The organism is Rhizobium sp. G187 (assembly GCF_051549525.1).
Lineage (GTDB): Bacteria > Pseudomonadota > Alphaproteobacteria > Rhizobiales > Rhizobiaceae > Allorhizobium.
In genome coordinates, this window is record NZ_JBPUGM010000002.1 from 82,396 (window position 1) to 100,561 (window position 18,166).

Below are 18,166 nucleotides of genomic sequence, written 5' to 3' on the forward strand. Positions count from 1 at the left end.
CCCGGCCTCAGTCGTTTTCATGCCAGGTGCGGCCGTCGCGCTCGATCAGCGCAATGGCCTGGCTCGGACCCCAGGTGCCGGATGTATAGCCCTGCGCTCGCTGTCCGGTCTCTTCCCAGGCCTTCAGGATCGGGTCGCACCATGTCCATGCGGCTTCCACTTCGTCGCGGCGCATGAACAGCGTCTGGTTCGAACGGATGACGTCCATCAGCAGCCGCTCGTAGGCGTCAGGATTGCGCACATCGAAAGCCTGGGCAAAGCTCATGTCGAGCGACACATGGCGCAGGCGCATGCCGCCCGGGCCCGGATCCTTGATCATCAGCCACTGCTTGACGCCTTCGTCGGGCTGCAGGCGGATGACGAGCTTGTTCGCCTCGATCCGGCCAGCGTTCTCGCCAAAGATCGAATGCGGGATCGGCTTGAAGGTGATGACGATCTCGGACATGCGGGTTGCGAGCCGCTTGCCAGTGCGCAGGTAAAAAGGCACGCCAGCCCAGCGCCAGTTGTTGATTTCGGCCTTGATCGCCACGAAGGTCTCGGTGTCCGAAGCGGAACCCAGTTCTTCCTGATAGCCGTTGACGGCGCCTCCGGCAGAGGCACCGGCGCGGTACTGGCCACGCACGGTCTGCTTCTCGACATTGGCGGGCGTGATCGGCTTCAGCGAGCGCAGCACCTTGAGCTTTTCGTCGCGCACGGCTTCGGCGTCGAGCGAAGAGGGGGCTTCCATGGCGACAAGGCAGAGCAGCTGCAGGATGTGGTTCTGCACCATGTCGCGCAGCGCGCCGGCCTTGTCGTAATAGGTGACGCGGCCTTCCAGGCCGACGGATTCGGCAACTGTGATCTGCACGTGGTCGATATGGGCGGAATTCCACAGCGGCTCATAAAGCGCATTGGCGAAGCGCAGCGCCATCAGGTTCTGCACCGTCTCCTTGCCGAGATAGTGGTCGATGCGGAAGATCTGGTCTTCCTTGAACACCTTGCCGATCGTGTCGTTGAGGATCTGCGCCGAGGCGAGGTCCCGGCCGATCGGCTTTTCAACGACGATGCGGGTCGACTTGGTGATCAGCTTGTGGTCGCGGATCTTGTCGGCAATGTCGCCGAAGATCGAGGGCGAAACCGCCAGATAGAAGGCGCGAACAATGTCCTTGCCTTGATCGAGCAGCTTCTTCAGCGTGTCCCAACCCTGGTCCGACTTCGCATCGACCGACACGTAGTGAATGCGGGCGAGGAACTTGGTCAGTTCGCTCTCTTCGAGCTCTTCCGACTTCAGATGTTCCTTCAGCGCCGCAAGCGTGAAGTTGCGATATTCCTCGTCGGTCATCGCGGTGCGCGAGGCACCGATGATCCGGGTCGGCTCCGTCAGCTGACCGGCCAGCTGGCGATGATACAGCGCCGGCAGCAGCTTGCGCTCGGCAAGGTCACCGGTGCCGCCGAAGACGACGTAGTCGAAGGGTTCCACTGGGATGATCTGGCTGCTCATGCGGCATCTCTCATTCGGCAATTTGGTTGGAGGTGTTCTAATCTAATCGATTTAAAAAAGCCACCCCGAAGGGGCGGATTTTGCAATCGCGTGTCGTTGGTGCGTGCCGCAGATGCGTTTTTGCGACAACGCGTCACACCCGCGGCAACAGGCAAGGACCTCAGAACCGGTCCCGCAGCGCATACCAGGTCAGCGCCAGGAACAGCAGCGGTTTGCGAAGTCTTGCCCCGCCGGGGAATGCCGGGATCTTCAGGTCCTTGAACAGATCGAGTTCCCTCGCATTTCCGGCAATCATATCGGCATACATTTTGCCGGAATAGTTAGAGAGCATCACGCCATGGCCGGAATAGCCGGCAAGCGAAGTGACGCCCGGCATGACATCGCGGGCAAAGGGCTTGCGCGGCATGGTAATACCGACGGAGCCGCCCCAGGCATGGGTCATTTCGATTTCGGCAAGTTCTGGATAAATTTCGGCGATCTGGCGGCGAATATGGCTCGAAATGTCGCGCGGACTGTCCGCCGTATAGGCTTCCCGTCCGCCGAACAGCAGGCGCCCATCGCGGCTCTTGCGGAAATAGCGAACGACGAACCGGCTGTCGGCCACGGCTTCCGAGCCTGGCAGGATCGACGGAAATGTGTCGAGCGGCACGGTCGCGCCGATAAAGGAGCGGATCGGCATGACATGGGCGGCCGTCACCGGCTCGAGATTGCCGATATAGGCATTGGTGGCGATCAGCAGTCGATCTGCTGTTATCGTGCCCTTCGGCGTGTCGATCATCGTTTTGCCGCTTGCCTGGCGAATGGCGGAGGCCGGCGTCATCTCGCAGAGGCGTGCCCCGGCTCCTGCGGCGACGCGCGCGAGACCGACGAGCAGCTTCAGCGGGTGGATGTGGCCGGTGCCGGTATCGCGCACACCGCAATGGTAGCGCCCGGAGCCGAGCCGCTCCTCAGTTTCCGCACGCTCCATGAAGGCGACATGCGGATAGCCGTAGCGCGTTGCCATAATCTCGGCCGAGCGCCGATACTCGCTTGCATATTTGGCCTTGTGCGACACGTTCATCTGGCCAGGCAGGTAATCGAGGTCGATGCCATGCTGCTCGGCAAAGTCGAGCAGATAATGCTTGGCGTTTTCCGCCATGTCGAACAGCGCCTTGGAGCGTTCAAAGCCGAGTTCGGCCTCCAGCTCGTCCGGCCAGGCGCGCTGGCCGGTGCCAAGCTGACCGCCATTGCGCCCCGACGCGCCATCGCCGAAGCGGTTGCCCTCGATGAGGACGACCGAAACGCCGAGCCTTGCGAGATTGTAGGCTGCCTGCAGCCCGGTGAAGCCGCCGCCGATAATGGCGACGTCTGTTGTCACAGAGCCGTCGAGGGCCGGATAGACCGGCCGCTCTCCGACACTGTCCTGATACCAGGAGATCCCCGGTGCGATCGGGCTTTGCCAGGCCATCGTGCCCTCCGTCAAACGTTGAGCAACAGGAATTCGCGTTCCCAGGGGCTGATCACCTGCATGAAGGTTTCGAACTCGCCGCGCTTGACGCCGGCATAGAGCCCGAGGAACTCGCGGCCGAACACCTCTTCGAAATCAGGCTCGTTCTCCATCAGCGCCACCGCTTCCAGAAGGCCACGCGGCAAGTCGATCGACCCTTCGTTCTCCGACCCCTCTGCCGGGGCCGTCGGCTCGATTTCCTTGACGATGCCGAGATAGCCGCAGGCAAGCGAGGCTGCGAGCGCAAGATAAGGATTGGCATCCGAACTCGGCAGACGGTTTTCCACGCGCCTTGCGGCAGCATCCGACACCGGCACGCGGAAGGCGGTGGTGCGGTTGTCATAGCCCCACGCATTGTTGACGGGGGCGGCCATGTCGGGGGTGAGGCGACGATAGGAGTTGACGTAGGGCGCCAGCATTGCAAGCGCCTTCGGCACATATTTCTGCATGCCGCCGATGAAGTGGAAGAATTCCGGCGAGGCCGTGCCGTCGGGCTTCGAAAACACGTTCTTGCCCGTCTGGATATCGACCACCGATTGGTGGATATGCATGGCCGAGCCCGGCTGTCCCTGCATGGGCTTGGCCATGAAGGTCGCATAGATGCCGTGTTTGAGGGCAGCTTCTCGGATCGTGCGCTTGAACATGAAGACCTGGTCGGCAAGCTCGATCGGATTGCCGTGTCGCAGGTTGATTTCGAGCTGCGCCGGCCCCTCTTCATGGATCAGAGTATCGATTTCGAGGCCCTGATTTTCAGAGAAATGGTAGATGTCGTCGATCAACTCGTCGAATTCGTTGATGCCCGCAATCGAATAGCCTTGGCCACCCACGATTGACCGGCCGGACCGGCCCTTCGGCGGATGCAGCGGGTAGTCGGGATCATCGTTTACCGCCACGAGATAGAACTCGATTTCCGGTGCCACGATCGGCTTCCAGCCCTTTTCCTCATAGAGCCGAAGCACGTTTTTCAAGACGTTGCGCGGCGTATAGGAGACGTTCTGCCCATCGACATTAACGATGTCGCAGATCACCTGCGCCGTCGGGTCGGTTTCCCACGGTACAACCGAAAGCGTCGAGAGATCGGGCACGAGTTTGAGGTCGCTGTCACGCGGCTCATATCGGAAATTCTCGGTCTCATCCGGATACTCACCCGAAATCGTATGGCGATAGAGGGCCGAAGGCAGGGCGAGCGAAGTGTTGGAGGTGAACTTCGACGACGGCATCATTTTGCCGCGCGGAACGCCGGCCAGGTCCGGCGTGATGCATTCGATATCCTCGATGCCGCGAGCTCGCAGCCAGCTTGCCGCTTCCTTCCAGTTCGAGACGCCGCGCTTTGATCCCGGATCCGGCGGAATCACCGCCTTCTTGGAGGGCGCGTTCTTGGATCTCGGCATGGATTTCTTCGCAGGCATGTCTCACCAGGTGTTGTTGATGGCTCTCATCATAACCGGACTTTGGCCTTTGGCGAGGGGGACACGTTGACTTTGATGGCGAGTTTGCCGAGACAGGCGGCAGATTGTCGGGAGTTCGACCATGGCCAGCAAGTATGACGTCGCGATCATCGGTGCCGGTGCCGCCGGCATGATGGCAGCCCTGACCGCAGGGCGGCGAGGGCTTTCGGTCGTCGTGATCGATCATGCGAAGTCACCCGGCGAGAAGATCCGCATTTCCGGCGGCGGGCGCTGTAATTTCACCAATATCCATGCCGGACCGAAGAACTACCTGTCGAATAATCCGCATTTCGCCAAGTCGGCGCTCGCCCGCTATACGCCGGCGGATTTCATCGCCATGGTCGACCGTCATAAGATCGGCTGGCACGAAAAGACGCTGGGACAGCTCTTCTGCGACGACAGTGCGAAGGATATTGTCCGCATGCTGCTGGACGAGATGCGCGCCGTGAACGCCGAACTGCGCCTGTCCTGCGAGATCTCAACCGTCGAAAAGACACTGGATGGCTTCCGGCTGGTGACTGGCCAGGGCGATGTTGCCGCCAAAAGCCTTGTCGTCGCCTGCGGCGGCAAGTCGATCCCGAAGATGGGCGCCACAGGCTTTGCCTATCGCATTGCCGAGCAGTTCGGGCTCTCGCTGACCGAGACGCGCCCAGCCCTCGTGCCGCTGACGCTGGAGCCCAATCTTCTCGCCGAGCTCTCCGAACTTTCGGGCGTAGCCGTAGAGGCCGATGTGTCGCGCGGAAAGACGCATTTCCGCGAGGCGCTGCTGTTCACCCACCGTGGTCTGTCGGGGCCGTCGATCCTGCAGATCTCCAGTTTCTGGCGCGAGGGCGACGAAATCCTTCTCTCGTTGGAGCCCGAGGTCGATTTCGTCGAGAGCTTGAAGTCGGCAAAGCGCGAGAATGGCCGTCAGCAGGTGCAGACGGTTCTCGCCCAGCACCTGCCCAAGCGGCTGGCCCAATATCTTGCCGACACGGCCAAACTGGAGAGGCCGCTTGCCGACCTTCCGGACAAGGCTTTGGCGGCGCTCGCCGAGCGTCTGCGCCGCTGGCCGATCAAGCCGGCGGGTTCGGAAGGCTATCGCACGGCGGAAGTGACACTGGGTGGCGTCGATACCGACGGGCTCGATAGCCGCAGCATGCAGGCGAAGACCGTGCCGGGCCTGTACTTCATCGGCGAGTGCGTCGATGTGACCGGCTGGCTTGGTGGCTATAATTTTCAGTGGGCCTGGGCCTCCGGACATGCGGCGGGTGAAAGCGTCTGAACGGAATATGCTTGCTTCGCACAAGCTTCAGCGGTTAGTTTCAGAACTTGTTAACATGCCGACGTCATCATCTGTCGATGCCACTGTGCCAGCAAGGAGCGCGCCGATGACCAATCAGAACCGCAAGCCCCGCGCCATCGCGATTGCCATCACGCGTGACGAGGCCGAATTGCGCAGCCGGATCCGTTACCTGTCGATCACCTGCCTATTCGCAACCGTGGCGACCGCCATTCTCGCGGCAACCGTCCTCGTCTGAGGCACCCACCCCCGAACACTCCATGCTCCCCTGCCGGACATTGGCTCTGAACGCACCCTCCAGTGCCTGCGGCGTGACGTGCGCCAGTCCTGTTTTGCGCACTCAGCGCAGTACAGGTGGACTGGTCTTCGCTGACGATGTCGTGAGCGATTTGCAATCTTCCCTCCTTGGTTGATCAAGCCCGCGCGCTTTAACTTGGCCTTGACGAATTTGCGGCAACCCTAGCGGATCGAGTGGATATCTCGCCAGGAGGGGTGAATGTCCGTGCGCTCGAATTTTTACGGAGCTCTGGGCTCCTGCTTTGGGGGAAGCATGTTCGATCAATTTCTGTCGCGATTTTCAATTTCGACCAAGGTCATGGCCTTTGTATTGCCATTCGTCCTCTCGATCTCTGCCGTGGGCTTCATGGGGCTTTATGCCTCCGGCCTGCTGCAGCAGCGCATGGAAATCTCCAATGGCACGATGCGCTCGCTGAACGGCTTTCGCGATGTCACAGCCCAGATGACCCGGTTCCTTGGCGAGACGTCTGAGGAAACCCGCAATGCCGTCACCGCCGGCCTGTCCGCCCAGGAAAGCATCCTGAAGGAGAACATGTCGGAGATCGGGGCGGATGGTGCAGGCCGCAATTTTCTGGAAGAATCCATCGCCGGAACGGGCGCGGTCAATCTGAAGATCGATGCGCTGTGGCAGCTGCATCAATCTGAATTGGCGTTGATCGCTACGATCCAGGAACATCTTAAAGGTCTGATGGCCCAGCAAATTCGTGTGACTGACGAGGCGTTGAAGCTCGAGCGCGCCGTGCTGGCCGGTGAAAACGATGCGAAGGCGGCGCTCCGCGAAGCGGAAAGACTGTCGGCCGGGGCGACCCAACTGACGCAGTTCGTCAAAGGATACTTCGCCGAAGGCCTGCCGGAGGCGCAACTGCCCTATCTCGAAAAGCAGGTAGCGGAGCTCGTCAAGACCCAGCGCAAGGTCGCCAATGCCCTGCCGGCGCAGCACAAGGACATGGTCAAATTGTTCCAGGCAGCGGTTGCAGACCTGAAGGCGATCATTGCAACCGGTGACACCAGCCTCGAATCCAGCGCGTCCACCGGCGCAGTCGTTGGCCGTTTCCGCAGCTTCGAAGCGACCCTGCGCGATGGCGCACGCGAAAAATATGCCCTGTCTGCCGAACGTTTCGCAGCCGTCGAGACTGCAGCCGTCCAGGCCGCCGATGTTCAGATCGGCAGCCGCACCCTCGTCTCCGACGTCTACGACCTGCGCATCATGGCAACCGCCTTCCTCAGCGCCAAGGACGAAAAGGCTCGCGAGCCGGTGCTGCGACAGATCAAGCTGATCGGTGACAATCTCGCCGTGCTCGGCGGCAGCATCGCCGACAAGGCCTTTTACGAAAGCCTTTCCAGCGCCGTGACGCCGCTTCTTGCTTCGCTGGCGGACGATACGCAGCGCCTGATCGAGACAGGGGCCGAGCGCAGTGCAAGCTTTGCAGAGGCAAGCCGCAGCATGGACGCAGTATGGGCTTCGCTCACCGCCTTTGCCGACCTGCAGAAGGATGTGGCGGGAACCGAGCGCCAAGAGGCGAACCGCCTGTCGATCGGCACCACCATTGCCGGCGTTCTTCTCGCCGTGATCGGCGGCATTGCGCTGGTGATGACCCTGCAACGTCCGATCGCCCGGATCACAGCCACCATGCAGCGTCTCGCCGAAGGCGATCTGGAAGCCGGCATTGCGGGTGACAAGCGTGGTGACGAAATCGGCGCCATGGCGCGTGCGCTGTCCGTGTTCAAAACCAATGCCCGGGCCAAGATCGATATTGAAGCCGAGCGTCAGCGCGAACAGATGGAAGCCGAAGCCGAACGTCTGCGCAATGATGCGGACAAACAGGCTCTCGACCGCGAAATCGACCATGCCGTCAGCCAGTTGGCCCAGGCACTGGAGCGCTTGGCCGTCGGCGATATCTCCTTCGAAATCGAGGAGCGTTTCCACGGGCGTCTGGAACGTCTGCGGACAGACTTCAATCTGTCGCTCTCGCGCCTGCGCCAGACGATGCACAAGATCTCCGGCAATGTCGACCAGATCCAGAACAATGGTCGACAGATGGCGCATTCGGCGCTCGATCTCGCCAGGCGCACCGAACAGCAGGCCGCCTCGCTCGAGGAGACGGCCGCTGCCGTGGACGAAATCACCGCCGCCGTGCGCTCGTCCTCCGAGCGCGCCGACCAGGTCAATGGCGTGGTCCGCGAAGCGCGCAAGAATGCCGAGGAATCGGCTGTCGTGGTTGGTAGCGCCATCTCTGCCATGGGCCGGATCGAGGATGCGTCGCGGCAGATCTCGAATATCATCGGTGTGATCGACGAAATCGCCTTCCAGACCAATTTGCTGGCGCTGAATGCCGGCGTGGAAGCGGCCCGTGCGGGCGAAGCTGGCAAGGGTTTCGCCGTCGTTGCCCAGGAGGTGCGTGAACTTGCTCAGCGCTCCGCCAGTGCCGCCAAGGAGATCAAGGCGCTGATCAACCGCTCGGCCGGCGAAGTGGCGAGTGGCTCCACCCATGTCCAGCAGACGGGCGAAGTCCTCTCACGGATCGGCGCGCAGATCGCCACGATCAGCCAACATGTCGAGATGATCGCCGCAACCAGCCGCGATCAGTCCGGCGCCCTTCAGGAGGTCAATGGTGCGGTCAACCGCATGGACCAGATGACCCAACAGAACGCTGCCATGGTCGAGGAAGCGACCGCCGCCACTCAGGACCTCTCGGCCCAGACGGACGAGCTGCGCGACCTGCTGCAACAATTCCGTATCGAGGCGGACCGTCAGGGGCAGGGCAACCTTGGTCGTGCCGCCTGACGATTGAGCTTCAATGACATGCCACGAGACCCGGTGCCGTGCATCGGGTCTCTTCATTCGTGACATGGCCAACCGATAGCGGCTTTGGCATAGTCAATGGTGCCGCAGACTGGGTCTTGCGGGTCCGCGCGTTGAAGATGCGTGTTTTCACGCGCCGCCAGAATTCCACCGCGCCGCTCGAGGCATGTTGCCGATAAAATTCGTCTTCGCTCATCCTCTGGTTCCGGGGGAAAGCCTGTTGCAGCGAGATGATGGCGATAATGGCGTAGCTGTCTTGCATGACGGATCTCCTGTGTGATGCCGTCGTCTGATCTATCCTTCATTTTTGTATGGAGAAACGACCAGGAATGCGATACGTCTTTCATTCATGAAAGACGTATCCTGGGATGCCTATCAGCTCTTCCTTGCCGTCGCGCGCCAAGGCGGCCTGACGGCAGCAGCGGAAATCACAGGTCTGAGCCCCGCGACGCTCGGCCGCCGCATGGTCGAGCTCGAACAGGATCTCGGACGCGAGCTCTTCCTGCGCAGCCAGACGGGTTATCGCTTGACGGGAGATGGTGCCCGCCTGCTGGACTATCTGGCGGAACTGGAAGCGGGCAGCCGCAAGGTTGATGAGTGGCGACGCGGCGCGTCCGGGCAGTCGTTGGTTCGCATCAGTCTTGGCACCTGGATTGCCTGGCTCGTCTGCCAAGACATCCAGGCGCTCCGCACCGAGCGCGACGATTTCCGCATAGATTTGCATGTAGCTGAGCAGCGAGCGCGGCTATCCCACCGCGAAAGCGATATCGCCATGCGTGCCTTCGAGCCGGAGGAGGCGAACCTGGCGGCGCTGCCAGCGGGCGAAGTTGCCTATGCCGCCTACCGGGCCCGCAACCGCGACTGGACCGGTCGCGACCCGTGGCTCGCCGTCGATCCTGAAGACGCAGTCTCGGCCTATCTGCGCTGGCCGCATGACAATGTCGCTGATCGCATCGTGACGACGGTCAACAGGCCCCGGTCCCTCCGGGATCTTGTTCAGGCAGGGGCGGGGACTGCGGTGCTTCCTTGTTTCGTCGGCGATCTCGATCCAACCCTTGAGCGGGTGGGCGACGAAATTGCGCCGCTGCGGCATCGCCAGTGGATCGTCATGAACAATGACGATCGGCACCGGAAGGACATACGCACCGTGGTTGACCGGCTCGCGAAACTGCTGAAATCCCGTCGGGATATCCTTGCCGGAAAGCGGCCGAGCACGAGTGGCTAAAGCACGTCTCCCGAAAGGGTGGTGCCGGTTCAGGGGCAAGGATATGATCAAATTCAAAGAGCCGAAGCGCGACAAGCGAAACGGAAAGAGTGCGGCGCGATCGACGTCGCTGACGAAAAACCCGCACAACAACCAACTCCTCCCCCGAGGCGGCCATTGTGCGGGAACCGGTCCGGAGGTCGGGGCCGGGCGGTTGCCTTTTCGTGCCTCACGCGGCCTGGTGGTTGCCCTGGGTCACGATGACGGGGATCAGGAGGTCACCCCAGTTGCCGTCACCACCATGATGGCGGGCGGAGCGCACGAGTTCGACCGAGACGCCGGCATCGACGGCCTTCATGATCGAATGGTTGAGGCGGTGCAGATCGTTGGCCAGCATGCGGATCATCGCCTGCTGATCGGTGCTCATCGCTGAGGATTGCTCTTCTGCGCGTTCCTTGACTCGGGTCTGGGGTGTCATGGCATTTCTCCTCTTGGTATCTGGGGTTTTTGAAGTCGCTATGCTTGGCCTAAGGCCCCTCCCAACCCTCCCCAAAAGGGGAGGGCTTAACCCGTGGCATCGGTCTTGCCGACATCTGGCGCAAAGTCAGCTTGGGGCAGATCGATCACCGCGGTCTCCGGCCCATCCCCCTTGTGGGGAGGGGTTGGGGAGGGGCGTTATCTTCACTCCGCGGCCGGGCGGAACTGCTCGGTTTCGGTCGATTCCTTCATCGCCGTCGTCGAGGACTGGCCGGCAGTGATGGCAAGCGAGACGGCGTCGAAGTAGCCGGTGCCGACTTCGCGCTGATGCTTGGTCGCCGTGTAACCGTTGACCTCGGCTGCGAATTCCGCCTCCTGCAGCTCCGAATAGGCTGCCATCTGGCGATCCTTGTAGCCGCGGGCCAGTTCGAACATGCCGTAGTTCAGCTGGTGGAAGCCGGCGAGCGTGATGAACTGGAATTTGTAGCCCATGGCACCCAGTTCCCGCTGGAACTTGGCAATCGTCGCGTCGTCGAGATGCTTCTTCCAGTTGAAGGATGGCGAGCAGTTATAGGCGAGCTTCTTGCCCGGATGGACCTTGTGCACGGCTTCGGCAAACTTGCGCGCCTGTTCGAGATCCGGCTTGCCGGTCTCCATCCAGATCATGTCACAATGCGGGGCATAGGCGATGGCGCGGGCGATGCAGGGCTCGATGCCGTTCTTGACCTGGTAGAAGCCTTCTGCGGTGCGGCCGGCATCATAGTCAACGAAGGGCTGGTCACGCTCGTCGATGTCGGATGTGAGCAGCTTTGCAGCTTCTGCATCGGTACGAGCAATGATCAGCGTCGGCACACCCATGATATCGGCGGCAAGACGGGCGGCCGTCAGGTTGCGGATGTGGGCCGCCGTCGGGATCAGAACCTTGCCGCCCAGATGGCCGCACTTCTTCTCCGATGCCAGCTGATCCTCGAAGTGAACACCGGCAGCGCCGGCCTCGATGAAGGACTTCATGATCTCGAAGGCGTTGAGCGGTCCGCCGAAACCGGCTTCGGCATCGGCAACGATCGGTGCAAACCAGGTGTCGACCGACAGGCCCTTGCCCTCCGCTGTCTCGATCTGATCGGCGCGCTGCAGCGTGCGGTTGATGCGCTTGGCGAGTTCCGGTGCGGCATTCGCCGGATAAAGCGACTGGTCCGGATACATGGAGGAGGCGGTGTTGGCGTCGGCCGCAACCTGCCAGCCGGAGAGGTAGATGGCCTTCAGACCCGCGCGGACCATCTGCATGGCCTGGTTGCCGGAGAGCGCGCCGAGTGCGTTGACGAAATCTTCCTCGTTGATCAGCTGCCACAGCCGGTTCGCACCCATTTCGGCCAGCGTGTGCCGGATCTGGACCGAGCCGCGCAGGCGCTGGACATCCGCTGCCGTGTAGGGGCGCTCGATGCCGTCGAAGCGGCCCTTTGGTGCGTTCGGAACGAGGTTGTCAAAATTAGTCATATCTGCTCTCCCTGTCTCAGTCAGTGCCCGATGAAAACCTCTGTGCTCACCGGCTTTGATGTGACGAGATTTACATCGCACTGCAAAAATCACCAGAAAATTCGGTAAATCAGGGAGATGAAAGAGGTTATGCTGTCTTGTCTTTGACAGTCGAGCACTGTAAATTTGTAAAGACTGTAAATTTGTTCGGATCGGAAAGACGATCTGATCTTGTAAGGATCTGTAAAATGGCGGAGCGCAAGATCTTTGCCGGCCCCCGGGTCCGGCGCATTCGCAACGGTCTTGGCCTCACCCAGACGGCCATGGCCGAGGCGCTGGACATCTCGCCCTCCTATCTCAATCTGATCGAGCGCAATCAGCGCCCGCTGACGGTCCAGCTCCTCCTCAAGCTTGCCTCCGTCTACAAGGTCGATCTCGACGAGTTGCAGGGTGAGGCAGGTGGCTCAACGAGCCAATTGCGCGAGGTCTTCGCCGATCCGCTTCTGTCCGGTGAGCTGCCGGGCGATCAGGAACTGATCGAGGTGGCGGAAGCCGCCCCCAATGCCGCAAGCGGCATCGTCAAACTCTACCGCGCCTATCGCGAGCAGGCAGCGCGCCTCTCCGATCTCGCCGATCTTCTCGCCCGCGAGGGCCATGAGACGTCGCTATCGGGCGCACGGCTACCGATTGATGAAGTCCGGGAGGCCTTCGAGCGCAGACCGAACTATTTCGCCCGGCTGGATGAGGCGGCAGAGACCTTTCACGCCGGACTGGGACTTGCTGCCGGCGACGATCTCGCCGTTGCGCTGAAAACCTGGCTGCGCACGACCCACGGCATCGTCGTGCGAGCGCTGCCGGTCCAGACCATGCCGTCGCTTCGCCGCCGCTACGATCGCCATTCCATGCGCCTCTTCCTGTCGGAGCGCCTCTCGCCCTTCGACCAGCTGCGCGAGATCGCCATGGAAGTGGCCCTTCTGGCGCTTGGCGAGGATGTTCAGGCGGAACTGGAGGCCCTCGGCCTCTCCTCGGGCGAGGCGCGCCGTATCGGGCGTTTCGAGCTTGCCCGTTACGCAGCGCACGCCTTGATGATGCCCTATGGTGCGTTTCTCGCTGCTGCGACCCGGGCGCGTTATGATGTCGATGTGCTGCGCGCCCGCTTCAATGTCTCCTTCGAGCAGGCAGCCAACAGGCTCACCATGCTGCAGCGTCCGGGTGCTTTGGGCGTGCCCTTCTTCATGATGGAGATCGATAATGCCGGAAACCGCTTCCGACGGGCGGGAGCGCAGGGGTTCCCACAGGCGAAGTTCGGTGGCGGCTGTCCCAAGCTCAATGTCCATGCCGCCTTTGCCCAACCCGGCCAGGTTCTGGTCGAGTTGGTCGAAATGCCGGATGGCACAGGATTCCTTACCCTGTCACGCACGCTCGAGGGCCCGCAGGCCAGTTTCGGCGAGCGCATCCGGCGCACGGCCATCCTGGTCGGCTGCGATGCCGCTGCTCGTGACGATGTAGCCTATGCTGCCGCCTTGCCCGCCCGCAGCGTTCCGCCCGTCGCTATCGGTCCTGCCTGTCGCCTCTGCGAGCGCTCTGGCTGCCTCGCCCGCGCCGAGCCACCGCTCACCCGACCACTCGGCCTCGACGAGATGGTCACTGGGCTCTCGGCTTTCGATTTTCAGTGAGGAAGAAGCTCCTAATAAAGCCTTTGCGACTGCGAAGAATTTCGCTTGTCGCCCGTCCAATTCCTTTCTAGTCTCTTAAAAAACAAAGGGAATGGCTCCGGGGGCTCTCCGCTCTCTGGCTGGAACAGGAGAAAAAATGAAGGCTCAATTCATCCGCACAGCGTCCGTGGCGCTGGCCACGATCTTCATCGCATCGGCCGTTCAGGCGCAGGAACGCGTCGTCCATGTCTACAATTGGTCCGACTATATCGATGAGACCGTGTTGGCTGACTTCACCAAGGAAACCGGCATCAAGGTCGTCTATGACGTCTTCGATTCCAACGAGCTGCTGGAGACCAAGCTCTTGGCCGGTGGTTCGGGTTATGACGTCGTCGTGCCGACCGCTCCCTTTCTCGCCCGCCAGATTCAGGCCGGCGTCTTCCAGAAGCTCGACAAGTCAAAGCTGACCAACATGGCCAATCTCTGGCCGATGGTTTCCGAACGCCTGGCGAAATACGATCCCGGCAACGAATATGCCATCAACTACATGTGGGGCACGACCGGCATTGGTTATAATGTAGCCAAGGTGAAGGAAGCGCTCGGCGCCGATGTCGCCGTCGATAGCTGGGATGCGATCTTCAAGCCGGAAAACGCTGAAAAGTTGAAAGGCTGCGGCATCAACATCCTTGATGCCTCGGACGAAACCTTCGCGATCGCCATGAATTATGTTGGCAAGGATCCGGACAGCAAGGAAACGGCGGACCTCGAAGCTGGCGGCGAAGTCTACTCGAAGATCCGCCCCTTCGTCCGCACCTTCAATTCCTCGGCCTATATCGATGACCTCGCCAATGGTGATATCTGCGTGACCATCGGCTGGTCCGGCGATATTCTGCAGGCCAAGGCGCGTGCGGAAGAAGCCAAGAACGGTGTCGAGATCCAATACGTGATCCCCAAAGAAGGCACCTACATGTGGTTCGACAACCTGGCGATCCCGGCAGATGCCAAGAATGTCGCGGAAGCGCATGAATTCATCAACTACCTGATGCGCCCGGACGTCATCGCCAAGGCATCCAACTATGTACAGTATGCCAATGGCAACCTTGCCTCGCAGAAGCTCCTCGACGCTGCAGTGCGTGACAATCCGGGCGTTTATCCGCCGGAGGATGTCATGTCCAAGCTCTTCACCATCTCGCCTTATGGCCCGCGCGAACAGCGCGTCCTGAACCGGGTCTGGACAACCATCAAGACCGGTAGCTAACGGTCGACACACACGCCGGGCGCCTCAAGCGTCCGGCGTTTTTCTTCATGCTTGGGGTAAGTCAGAGAACGGCTGGATCTGCGAATGGCGAAGACACTGGGGCCTGTTAAACGCAAATTTTCACCTTGGACCGATGCGGAGGCGGCGCCTTTCATCCGCTTCGAGAACGTGACCAAGCGTTTCGGCGATTTCATTGCGGTCGACAATCTGACGCTCGATATCTATGAGCGCGAATTTTTCTCGCTGCTCGGGCCCTCCGGCTGCGGCAAGACCACGCTGATGCGCATGCTGGCCGGCTTCGAGGAGCCGACCTCGGGTCGCATCCTTCTGCAGGGGCAGGACCTTTCCGGCGTGCCGCCCTACAAGCGCCCGACCAATATGATGTTCCAGTCCTATGCGCTCTTCCCGCATATGACGGTCGAGAAGAACATCGCCTTTGGTCTTGAGCAGGACAATTTGCCCAAGGGCGACATCGAAGCCCGTGTTCAGGAAATGCTCAAGCTGGTGAAGCTGGAACAGTTCGCCAAGCGCAAACCCAACCAGTTGTCCGGCGGCCAGCGCCAGCGCGTGGCGCTTGCCCGCTCGCTCGCAAAACGCCCCAAGGTCCTCTTGCTCGATGAGCCGCTTGGCGCACTTGACCGCAAGCTGCGCGAGGAAACCCAGTTCGAGCTGATGGACATCCAGACCAAGCTTGGCCTGACCTTCCTCATCGTCACGCATGACCAGGAAGAGGCAATGACCGTGTCCGACCGCATCGCGGTGATGGACAAGGGCATTCTGGTTCAGGTGGCAACGCCAGCCGAAATCTACGAGGCGCCGAACTCGCGCTACGTTGCGGATTTCATCGGCGACATCAATATTCTCGAGGCGAAGGTCGAGGGCAAGGAAGCCCATGGCACCAGCGAACTGGTCCATATCGACAGCGACGGTGTAAAGATCCATGTCGACCAGGCTTGTGAAGCGGTGAAGGGTGACAGCGTCGCCTTCGCCATCCGGCCGGAAAAGGTACGGATTGCCACAACCCCGCCAGCGACCGATACCGCGACAATCAACATGCTGCATGGCGAGGTCTGGGACATCGGCTATCTCGGCGACTTCTCGGTCTTCATCGTCCGTCTTGATGACGGGCGCATGTTCCGGGCCGCCCAGGCCAATGTATCGCGTCTCGTCGACAGGCCGATCACCTTTGGTGACATGGTCTGGCTGTCCTGGCCGGCGGATGCCGGTCTGGTCCTGACCCGCTGAGGAGGAACGCATGGCCGAACCTGTCGCAGCGACGCAATCCGGCCCGGCACGCTGGCTGGTGGTCCTCATCCCCTACATGTGGATGGCGCTTTTCTTTGTGGTGCCCTTCCTGATTATTCTGAAGATCTCGCTGTCAGACACGGCGATCGCGATGCCGCCCTACACCCCTGTCTTCGAAGGGTTCGCGGCGATCGGCGATTTCCTGTCGCAGCTGGATTTCGAGAACTACCTCTTTCTCACCGACGACCCGCTTTACGTAAACGCCTATCTGTCCTCGCTGCGCATCGCCTCCATTTCAACGCTGCTGTTGCTTCTGATCGGCTATCCGATGGCGCTTGCCATGGCGCGGGCCTCCGTCTCGGTGCGGCCCACACTGGTCATGCTGGTCATCCTGCCCTTCTGGACCTCCTTCCTGATCCGCGTCTATGCCTGGATCGGCATCCTGAAGCCTGAAGGCCTGCTCACCGTGCTCCTGCACTCGCTCGGCCTCATGGACGAGGGAAACCAGGTGCAGATCTACCGCACCGAAATCGCCGTCTTCATCGGTATCGTCTATTCCTATCTGCCCTTCATGGTCCTTCCTCTCTATTCTGCTCTCGAAAAGATGGACGGAACGCTGCTTGAAGCGGCAAGCGATCTCGGTTGCCCGCCCTGGAAGGCGTTCTGGAAAATCACCTTCCCGCTCTCGCTGCCCGGGGTCATTGCCGGCTCGATGATCTGCTTCATTCCGATCACCGGCGAATTTGTCATTCCCGATCTGCTCGGCGGTTCGAACACGCTGATGATCGGCAAGACATTGTGGACGGAGTTCTTCGGCAATCGTGACTGGCCGCTCGCCTCAGCCGTCGCCGTCTTGCTTCTGCTGATCCTGGTCGTGCCCATCGCGATCTTCCAGAACCAGCAGCAGAAAGTGTGAGGAGGCGATCATGAGACCCGGTAAATTCGACGGTACCATCCTCACCCTGGGCTTTGCCTTCCTCTACATCCCGATCCTGATCCTCGTCGTTTACTCGTTCAACGAATCGAAGCTGGTCACGGTTTGGGGCGGCTTTTCGCTCAAATGGTATGGCGAGATGTGGCGCAACGAAGGGCTGATGAGCGCGGCCTGGGTGACGCTGCAGGTCGGGCTGTTGAGCGCCAGCCTCGGCACCATTCTCGGCACGCTGGCCGCACTCACCCTGGTGCGCTATCGACGCTTCCCCGGCCGTCTGCTGTTTTCCGGCATGGTCTATGCGCCGCTGGTCATGCCGGAAGTCATCACCGGCCTGTCGCTTCTGTTGCTTTTCGTCGCCGTCGGCATTGACCGCGGCCTGATGACGGTCGTGATCGCTCATACGACCTTCACCATGTGTTATGTGGCGATCGTCGTGCAGTCGCGTCTCCTGACCTTCGACACGAGCCTTGAGGAGGCCGCCCATGACCTGGGCTGCCCGCCGCTGAAGACGTTCTTCAAGATCACCCTGCCGCTCATCTTGCCTGCGGTTATCTCCGGCTGGATGCTCGCTTTCACGCTGTCGCTCGACGATCTGGTCATTGCGAGCTTTGCCACCGGTCCAGGTGCGACGACCCTGCCGATCAAGATCTATTCGCAGGTGCGCCTTGGCGTGACGCCGGAGATCAATGCAGTCTGCACCATCCTCATCGGCATCGTCACGATCGGTGTGATTATCGCCTCGATCGGCACCAAGCAGCGGGAATTGCAGCGCCAGCGTGACGAGCATGTCGCGGCGCGCGGCACACTGAGTTGAGCGCTTCAATGAGATAAGCCGCGGGTCAACCCCGCGGCGGCATCAGCATATAGGTGAGAAACCAGGCTGGCAGGATAATGATCGCCCCCATCAGCATGCGCGGGGCAGCCCAGGCAAAGGTGGCAACCAGACCGTCATGCAGGTCTTGCGCGGTCAGTCCGGCTCCCTCAAGCACGGTGCGCGGTGTTATGCCGAAAAAGCCGACGAACATGCCGGCCAGGAGCGATGCCAGCGCCATCTTCAACACTGCTGCAATGAACGTCTGCATTCCCCCTCCAGACGCGCCGATTCGGTGTCATATTAGCGTGTT

The 18,166-nt window shown here is 61.0% G+C and carries 16 protein-coding genes; 9 read left to right on the forward strand and 7 right to left on the reverse strand.

From position 1 onward, the window contains the following. Positions 1–7: 7 nt before the first annotated feature. The 3 genes from zwf to ACSV9I_RS05255 form a co-directional block, all read right to left on the reverse strand. Positions 8–1,480, reverse strand: coding sequence for a glucose-6-phosphate dehydrogenase (zwf, locus tag ACSV9I_RS05245; protein ID WP_438327761.1), 1,473 nt, complete (start codon positions 1,478–1,480; stop codon positions 8–10). 160 nt (positions 1,481–1,640) lie between these two features. Beyond that, complete coding sequence (locus tag ACSV9I_RS05250; RefSeq protein ID WP_438327762.1) at positions 1,641–2,927, reverse strand: NAD(P)/FAD-dependent oxidoreductase; 1,287 nt, start codon at positions 2,925–2,927, stop codon at positions 1,641–1,643. An 11-nt stretch (positions 2,928–2,938) separates the two neighbouring features. After that, on the reverse strand, positions 2,939–4,357 hold the full coding sequence (locus ACSV9I_RS05255) for a glutamine synthetase family protein (RefSeq protein ID WP_438327763.1): 1,419 nt from the start codon (positions 4,355–4,357) through the stop codon (positions 2,939–2,941). 139 nt (positions 4,358–4,496) lie between these two features. Here ACSV9I_RS05255 and ACSV9I_RS05260 point away from each other — a divergent pair, with 139 nt between their 5' ends. The 3 genes from ACSV9I_RS05260 to ACSV9I_RS05270 all read left to right on the forward strand — a co-directional run bounded on the left by ACSV9I_RS05260 (position 4,497) and on the right by ACSV9I_RS05270 (position 8,778). Continuing rightward, a complete protein-coding gene (locus ACSV9I_RS05260; protein WP_438327764.1) occupies positions 4,497–5,678 on the forward strand; it encodes an NAD(P)/FAD-dependent oxidoreductase in 1,182 nt (393 codons plus the stop codon). A gap of 106 nt (positions 5,679–5,784) precedes the next feature. Then, on the forward strand, positions 5,785–5,934 hold the full coding sequence (locus tag ACSV9I_RS05265) for a hypothetical protein (protein WP_156318661.1): 150 nt from the start codon (positions 5,785–5,787) through the stop codon (positions 5,932–5,934). A 312-nt stretch (positions 5,935–6,246) separates the two neighbouring features. Continuing rightward, entirely contained in the window at positions 6,247–8,778 is a 2,532-nt protein-coding gene (locus ACSV9I_RS05270) for a methyl-accepting chemotaxis protein (protein ID WP_438327766.1), read from the forward strand. Positions 8,779–8,788: 10 nt separating this feature from the next. Here the strand turns inward: ACSV9I_RS05270 and ACSV9I_RS05275 are convergent, their stop codons facing one another. After that, positions 8,789–9,058, reverse strand: coding sequence for a hypothetical protein (locus ACSV9I_RS05275; protein ID WP_438327767.1), 270 nt, complete (start codon positions 9,056–9,058; stop codon positions 8,789–8,791). An 87-nt stretch (positions 9,059–9,145) separates the two neighbouring features. Between ACSV9I_RS05275 and ACSV9I_RS05280 the strand changes: the two genes are divergently transcribed. Beyond that, positions 9,146–10,021: a LysR family transcriptional regulator gene (locus ACSV9I_RS05280; RefSeq protein ID WP_054160063.1), complete on the forward strand. Its 876-nt coding sequence runs from the start codon at positions 9,146–9,148 to the stop codon at positions 10,019–10,021. Between the two features lie 208 nt (positions 10,022–10,229). Here the strand turns inward: ACSV9I_RS05280 and ACSV9I_RS05285 are convergent, their stop codons facing one another. Both ACSV9I_RS05285 and aceA read right to left on the reverse strand, forming a co-directional pair. Then, the gene (locus ACSV9I_RS05285) at positions 10,230–10,478 is read right to left on the reverse strand and encodes an SMc00767 family acetate metabolism repressor (protein ID WP_054150807.1); all 249 of its coding nucleotides are present in this window, start codon (positions 10,476–10,478) and stop codon (positions 10,230–10,232) included. Between the two features lie 203 nt (positions 10,479–10,681). Further along, the gene (gene aceA / locus ACSV9I_RS05290) at positions 10,682–11,971 is read right to left on the reverse strand and encodes an isocitrate lyase (protein WP_438327768.1); all 1,290 of its coding nucleotides are present in this window, start codon (positions 11,969–11,971) and stop codon (positions 10,682–10,684) included. Positions 11,972–12,198: 227 nt separating this feature from the next. On the opposite strand from aceA, the gene ACSV9I_RS05295 reads away from it, so the two are divergent. From ACSV9I_RS05295 to ACSV9I_RS05315, 5 genes are all read left to right on the forward strand, one after another. Continuing rightward, positions 12,199–13,626 (forward strand): helix-turn-helix domain-containing protein, encoded by a 1,428-nt coding sequence (locus tag ACSV9I_RS05295; protein ID WP_438327769.1) that lies wholly within the window; start codon positions 12,199–12,201, stop codon positions 13,624–13,626. A 136-nt stretch (positions 13,627–13,762) separates the two neighbouring features. Then, positions 13,763–14,863 carry a polyamine ABC transporter substrate-binding protein gene (locus tag ACSV9I_RS05300; protein WP_438327770.1) on the forward strand — a complete coding sequence of 367 codons (1,101 nt, stop codon included), beginning with the start codon at positions 13,763–13,765 and terminating at the stop codon, positions 14,861–14,863. An 84-nt stretch (positions 14,864–14,947) separates the two neighbouring features. Then, positions 14,948–16,108, forward strand: coding sequence for an ABC transporter ATP-binding protein (locus ACSV9I_RS05305; RefSeq protein WP_438327771.1), 1,161 nt, complete (start codon positions 14,948–14,950; stop codon positions 16,106–16,108). Between the two features lie 10 nt (positions 16,109–16,118). Continuing rightward, positions 16,119–17,024 carry an ABC transporter permease subunit gene (locus ACSV9I_RS05310; protein WP_438327772.1) on the forward strand — a complete coding sequence of 302 codons (906 nt, stop codon included), beginning with the start codon at positions 16,119–16,121 and terminating at the stop codon, positions 17,022–17,024. Positions 17,025–17,034: 10 nt separating this feature from the next. Further along, positions 17,035–17,856, forward strand: a complete 822-nt coding sequence (locus ACSV9I_RS05315; protein WP_438327773.1) for an ABC transporter permease — start codon at positions 17,035–17,037, stop codon at positions 17,854–17,856. Between the two features lie 25 nt (positions 17,857–17,881). Here the strand turns inward: ACSV9I_RS05315 and ACSV9I_RS05320 are convergent, their stop codons facing one another. Further along, complete coding sequence (locus tag ACSV9I_RS05320) at positions 17,882–18,124, reverse strand: hypothetical protein (protein WP_054160070.1); 243 nt, start codon at positions 18,122–18,124, stop codon at positions 17,882–17,884. Positions 18,125–18,166: the final 42 nt, after the last annotated feature.

Bases quoted from the DNA above. Each gene is read 5' to 3' on its own strand.
- zwf (WP_438327761.1), bottom strand. From the start codon at position 1,480: ATGAGCAGCCAGATCATCCCAGTGGAACCCTTCGACTACGTCGTCTTC.
- ACSV9I_RS05250 (WP_438327762.1), bottom strand. From the start codon at position 2,927: ATGGCCTGGCAAAGCCCGATCGCACCGGGGATCTCCTGGTATCAGGAC.
- ACSV9I_RS05255 (WP_438327763.1), bottom strand. From the start codon at position 4,357: ATGCCGAGATCCAAGAACGCGCCCTCCAAGAAGGCGGTGATTCCGCCG.
- ACSV9I_RS05260 (WP_438327764.1), top strand. From the start codon at position 4,497: ATGGCCAGCAAGTATGACGTCGCGATCATCGGTGCCGGTGCCGCCGGC.
- ACSV9I_RS05265 (WP_156318661.1), top strand. From the start codon at position 5,785: ATGACCAATCAGAACCGCAAGCCCCGCGCCATCGCGATTGCCATCACG.
- ACSV9I_RS05270 (WP_438327766.1), top strand. From the start codon at position 6,247: ATGTTCGATCAATTTCTGTCGCGATTTTCAATTTCGACCAAGGTCATG.
- ACSV9I_RS05275 (WP_438327767.1), bottom strand. From the start codon at position 9,058: ATGCAAGACAGCTACGCCATTATCGCCATCATCTCGCTGCAACAGGCT.
- ACSV9I_RS05280 (WP_054160063.1), top strand. From the start codon at position 9,146: ATGAAAGACGTATCCTGGGATGCCTATCAGCTCTTCCTTGCCGTCGCG.
- ACSV9I_RS05285 (WP_054150807.1), bottom strand. From the start codon at position 10,478: ATGACACCCCAGACCCGAGTCAAGGAACGCGCAGAAGAGCAATCCTCA.
- aceA (WP_438327768.1), bottom strand. From the start codon at position 11,971: ATGACTAATTTTGACAACCTCGTTCCGAACGCACCAAAGGGCCGCTTC.
- ACSV9I_RS05295 (WP_438327769.1), top strand. From the start codon at position 12,199: ATGGCGGAGCGCAAGATCTTTGCCGGCCCCCGGGTCCGGCGCATTCGC.
- ACSV9I_RS05300 (WP_438327770.1), top strand. From the start codon at position 13,763: ATGAAGGCTCAATTCATCCGCACAGCGTCCGTGGCGCTGGCCACGATC.
- ACSV9I_RS05305 (WP_438327771.1), top strand. From the start codon at position 14,948: ATGGCGAAGACACTGGGGCCTGTTAAACGCAAATTTTCACCTTGGACC.
- ACSV9I_RS05310 (WP_438327772.1), top strand. From the start codon at position 16,119: ATGGCCGAACCTGTCGCAGCGACGCAATCCGGCCCGGCACGCTGGCTG.
- ACSV9I_RS05315 (WP_438327773.1), top strand. From the start codon at position 17,035: ATGAGACCCGGTAAATTCGACGGTACCATCCTCACCCTGGGCTTTGCC.
- ACSV9I_RS05320 (WP_054160070.1), bottom strand. From the start codon at position 18,124: ATGCAGACGTTCATTGCAGCAGTGTTGAAGATGGCGCTGGCATCGCTC.